At 43.9% G+C, this 4,626-nt stretch carries 4 protein-coding genes and 1 other RNA gene; 3 read left to right on the top strand and 2 right to left on the bottom strand.

Annotation, left to right across the window (positions count from 1 at the left end):
* Window positions 1–73: 73 nt before the first annotated feature.
* Window positions 74–2,404 carry a PBP1A family penicillin-binding protein gene (locus FD47_RS13735; RefSeq protein ID WP_054736565.1) on the bottom strand — a complete coding sequence of 777 codons (2,331 nt, stop codon included), beginning with the start codon at window positions 2,402–2,404 and terminating at the stop codon, window positions 74–76.
* Window positions 2,405–2,424: 20 nt separating this feature from the next.
* Entirely contained in the window at window positions 2,425–3,027 is a 603-nt protein-coding gene (recU, locus tag FD47_RS13730; protein ID WP_040538013.1) for a Holliday junction resolvase RecU, read from the bottom strand.
* Window positions 3,028–3,152: 125 nt separating this feature from the next.
* Here recU and FD47_RS13725 point away from each other — a divergent pair, with 125 nt between their 5' ends.
* From FD47_RS13725 to rnpB, 3 genes are all read left to right on the top strand, one after another.
* Complete coding sequence (locus FD47_RS13725) at window positions 3,153–3,725, top strand: SLOG family protein (protein WP_173585515.1); 573 nt, start codon at window positions 3,153–3,155, stop codon at window positions 3,723–3,725.
* Between the two features lie 55 nt (window positions 3,726–3,780).
* Window positions 3,781–4,155, top strand: a complete 375-nt coding sequence (gene gpsB / locus FD47_RS13720; protein WP_054736569.1) for a cell division regulator GpsB — start codon at window positions 3,781–3,783, stop codon at window positions 4,153–4,155.
* Between the two features lie 28 nt (window positions 4,156–4,183).
* Window positions 4,184–4,558: RNase P RNA component class B (gene rnpB, locus FD47_RS15160), an RNA gene on the top strand.
* Window positions 4,559–4,626: the final 68 nt, after the last annotated feature.

Here is a 4,626-nt window from a genome sequence, read left to right as displayed (position 1 = left end):
TTCAAAATAGCGTTTGTCTTCAGTCTGAGAGGATGTCCAACGGGCATCCTCTTTTGTATCCAATCAACTAAGACTATTGATTATCATTTACATCATTATTGTTTCCAGACTGGGAGTCATTTGACGAGTTTGAGTTATCACCGCCGGTTGTGTCATTGCTTGAACTATTATCAGCTGATGAACTCGAAGTTGTGGAACTATTGTTGTTGTCACCATCACCAGAGGATGAGCCGCTACCGCTCGGCTCTTGGGTGGTTGAGGCCGTTTGTGATGACTCACGGGAACTGCTCTGGGTTTCACCGTTACTACGAGGGGCGGTCGTAACAGCCCCGTTTGTCGTTGACGAGCTTTCAACGGAGTAACTGCCAGCCGCTTGACTGGTATTGTCAGTAACCGTTCCGGGGTACCCAGCAACGTAGTACTCGGTCTGGCCGCCGCGATCGGTTGCGACGACATCGTCAGGTTTTGTCCAGTCAACATTCGGCTGCCCCTGAGAAATATCGCTCATCACAGATTTATAAATTTGCTGGGAGATTTGAGTTTCAGGTTCGGTAATGTAGGAATTAGGCTTAAACTGGTGATCATAACCCGTCCAAATCGCAAGCGAATAGTTTTTCGTATATCCTGAGAACCAGGCATCCATTGAAGAATCGGCAGGGACTTGATTAATGTAGTTATCCGGATATTGGGTTGTTCCCGTTTTACCAGCTTCATAGAGGCCAGAAATCTTGGCAGCCGTTCCGGAACCGTTTGCGTCAGTCATTACGCCCTTTAACATGTTGGTGATCATAAATGCGGTTGCCGGTGACATAGCCCGTTTGCCCTTTGGATGAAACTTCTTAACGACGCCATTAGCCTGAACGATTCGATTAATGATGTAAGGCTTGTAATAGGTCCCACCATTAGAGAAGGCAGCGTATGCAGCTGCTAATTGCTCAGAAGAAACGTACAGCCCAATTCCGTTTTGAAGTTCCAGGGGCTTTTTAAAGCTCATTCCAAGATTTTTTAAAAATCCAGTTGCTTTTGACACACCAACGTTTTCCAAAGTTCGGATGGCTGGAATGTTTCGTGATTCAACCAACGCTTTTCGCATGGTGATGGTGCCTTGATATTTATTATCAAAATCCATGACGTTTTTATCAGTTCCGGGATAAACGTATGGCGTATCACGGACCGGTTGGTAAGTCGGGTATTTAAGATATTGGATTGCTGGTCCATAATCCATGACTGGCTTTGCGGTCGATCCGGATGACCGGCTGGATTGAACGGCGCGGTTTAATCCAAATGCGACCTTGGTTTTGCGGCTTCCCTGCATGGCCATAACCTTACCATTATTCACATTAACCAGGGTTGCCCCAACCTGGAACCGGTTGCTGGGGTAGGCAATGCTTGGATCGTTATTCGAAACCGTATAGAGTTTCTTTTGGGCGTTCATGTTCAGGTTCGTGTAGACTTTTAACCCACTATTAGCCTTGTAGCCCTTGGCTTTAAGCTCCTCTAAAGTTTGTTTAAGATAGGCGTCGACGTAATGGGAAGTGGTGGCTGAGCCGCTGGTCTTCGTATAAGTTTTGGCAAGGCCACTTTTAACACTGGTATTCTTTGCTCGTTGTGCCTGAGCTTGGGTGATAGCCTTATTTTTAACCATCGCATTCAGAACTTCGTCTCGACGTTCGGTGGCATACTTTGGGTATAGGTAGGGATTATAATATTTTGGTGACTGGGGCATACCGGCCAGCAGTGCCAGCTGGGCCAACGTCAAATGACCAAGGGTTTTGTTGTAATAGAACTCCGCGCCGGTTTGCATCCCGTAAACCCCGTTGCCCATGTAGACCTTGTTAATATAAAATTCCAAAATCTGCGATTTCGAATATTTATTTTCAACTTTAATTGCCAGCCATGCTTCCTGGGCTTTTCGCTTCAAAGTTCGATCACTGGCAGCCGTTGAAAATACCGATAGCTTAACGAGTTGCTGGGTCAGGGTACTGCCGCCCTGCATGCCCAGTGATGAGCCGGTGAGGTTAGAAAGCGCGGCACCAACAATTCGAATGGGATCAACGCCGTGGTGTTTATAAAAGCGGCGATCTTCAATTGAAACAACCGCCTGCTTTAACGTTGCGGGAATTTTATCTGATTTAACGTAATCCCGGTTTTGACTGCCCAACCTTGAAATAACTTTACCAGTTGAATCATAAATTTTGGTTGAATTGTCGCTGGAAAGGGCGGTTCTAGTAATCTGGGGAGCGCTGGCTGCGTAGAAAGCAAAGAGTCCGGCACCAAACAGGATTAGCAGTGCAATCAAACTGAGGCCGATTTTGATGATTCGTCGAAATGGCCGCCGCTTTTTGGTGAACTGTTTTCCCCGTCTCATGTCAGTACGTGACTTGTGAGGATTATTCTGTGACATAGATTTCTCCTTCGATGATATTAGTGAATGATCGTATCAACCGCATGCAGATAGGGTAACAGGGGATTGATTTGGTAAGGAATCAGGACGCCGATTTTTTCAATAGTTTTGCGGGGAATTGACTTTCTCCCACCGGCCGTTTGTTTATCCCAATAGCTGATAAGGTCTGACGCACGCAGCAGAAATACGGATTGATCACTAATAAATTTGATAATCGCAAAACAAATTCCGTCTTGCTTTAAACATTGTCTCATATGTTCGACCTGATGTTTATGAAAATTTTTTAAAGGAAATGATGTTTTATTTTTGGTTTCCTTGGCATCAAAATCAATGTAGCGTCCCTGATAAACGCCGTTATAATCAGTTGTGGAAGCCCGCCTAAAATAAGCCTCCTTGATTCGGGCGGCACTTCTTTTCGGGTAATCGACCGAGACAATTTGAATGGGTGTTGGTTTTTTGTGAATAACGGCAATCTCGTGACTTAAGTAGAATTGGTTACTTTCATTTAGCTCGGCTTCCAGTGTCATCCCCCGATTTGAGAAGTTAACGGATTCACTATGATGATAACTGTCAGTCGTTGGCTTTTGATGAAATTGATGGCCGTCCGGGTATTTAATTGTCATATAATCGAACTCCCTTTTAACATCAATATGTACATTGTACTGCAACTTTGTTTAAAATAGTTTTAATAATGATATTATAGCAAGTGTGGATTTGATTGAAAAATGTTTTATGAATGGGTGATATCTTGAGCCGTCTATGGATAACCGGCTATCGCAGCTACGAATTAGGAATTTTTAAAGATGATGAACCAAAACGTAAGGTTATTGACTATGTGTTGACAAATGAGCTAACTCAGGCGATTATGGATGGTACTGACTGGATTATTTCAGGGGGTCAATTAGGTGTGGAACAGTGGGCTTTGGAGGCCGCTGAACGACTCAAGCCTAAGTATCCCAATGAGTTTCAAACGGCAATGATGTTACCGTTTGCGGAATTTGGGAGTAATTGGAACGAAGCCAATCAGCTGAAACTTCACAAGCTTAGCGGGATGGTGGACTTTTCAGCCAGCGTTAGCAAGCGTCCGTATGAATCACCGCAACAGTTAAGAAATTATCAAGAATTTATGTTAACCCATACGGACCAAGTGATAATGATATATGATTTAGATAATGCAGGGAAATCCCAGTACGATTTCGATAAAATAAAGCGGTTTGCAGAGAGTCACCCGTACCCTTATCGGCTGATCACGTTTGATGATCTCCAGAGTGCCGCGGATGAATATCAAGAAAACTTAAATAATGGTTCCCAAGATGATTAATGTATGATATTATTTTAGTGGTTTGTTGCAAATTAAGACGAGGTGTAACCAATAAATGGAAAACATTAACTATACTCCAAAAGATATCCTCCAAAAAGAGTTCCGTCAGAAAATGCGTGGGTATGATCCAAACGATGTTGATAGCTTTTTAGATAATATCATTAAAGATTATGAGGCTTTCAATAAGCAGTTAACTGAATTAAGCGATGAAAACGAACGACTGAAGGTCCAAGTTGATGAACTGAACAAACAGTTAGCTGTCTCGGGGAGTCAACCAATGCGAAGCGCTTCCACTGGAACCCGCACGGCTGCCACCCAACAAATGTCCAGTGCGACTAACATGGATATTTTGAAGCGACTCTCCAATTTGGAACGACGGGTTTTTGGATCACAATTAGATAGTGGTTCTAACGAATCGCACCGATTGTAAGTTAGTTAACCGTTAATAATTCGGTGCAGATCCTGAGTAATTGCGGTCGTAGTATTACGGCTGAGGAAAGTCCATTCTCGCACAGGCTGAGATGCTTGTAGTGTTCGTGCTCGGTGAAAAAATAAGCCGGGGAACTCTGAATAAGAGTTACGGCGGACTTTGACGCTAAGGCTTTGCTATGCTGATAAGTCCCTAAGGTGCCACAGTGACGAATGATATTGGAAACAGTATCAATGGAACGCGGTAAACCCCTCGAGCGGGAAACCCAAACTTTGGTAGGGGAGCTTCACACACGGAAATTGAACCAAGTGTGGGGGAGAGATGTTCGCATTTCTCAGATAGATGATTACTACTTGCAGTTTTGTTCCTGGAAATTTGCAAGCACAAAACATGGCTTATAGGGATTTGCACTAAACAGGATTGGTGGGAGCTTGCTCCCACCTCAGACTGAAGACAAACGCTATTTTGAAA

Source organism: Lentilactobacillus parafarraginis DSM 18390 = JCM 14109 (assembly GCF_001435895.1).
Taxonomy (GTDB): Bacteria; Bacillota; Bacilli; order Lactobacillales; family Lactobacillaceae; genus Lentilactobacillus; species Lentilactobacillus parafarraginis.
Note: the sequence above shows the minus strand (reverse complement) of the source record. Positions and strands in the feature narration are given on the sequence as shown.

Excerpts from the sequence above, each read along its gene's own strand:
- FD47_RS13735 (WP_054736565.1), bottom strand. The coding sequence starts at position 2,404 with ATGTCACAGAATAATCCTCACAAGTCACGTACTGACATGAGACGGGGA.
- recU (WP_040538013.1), bottom strand. The coding sequence starts at position 3,027 with ATGACAATTAAATACCCGGACGGCCATCAATTTCATCAAAAGCCAACG.
- gpsB (WP_054736569.1), top strand. The coding sequence starts at position 3,781 with ATGGAAAACATTAACTATACTCCAAAAGATATCCTCCAAAAAGAGTTC.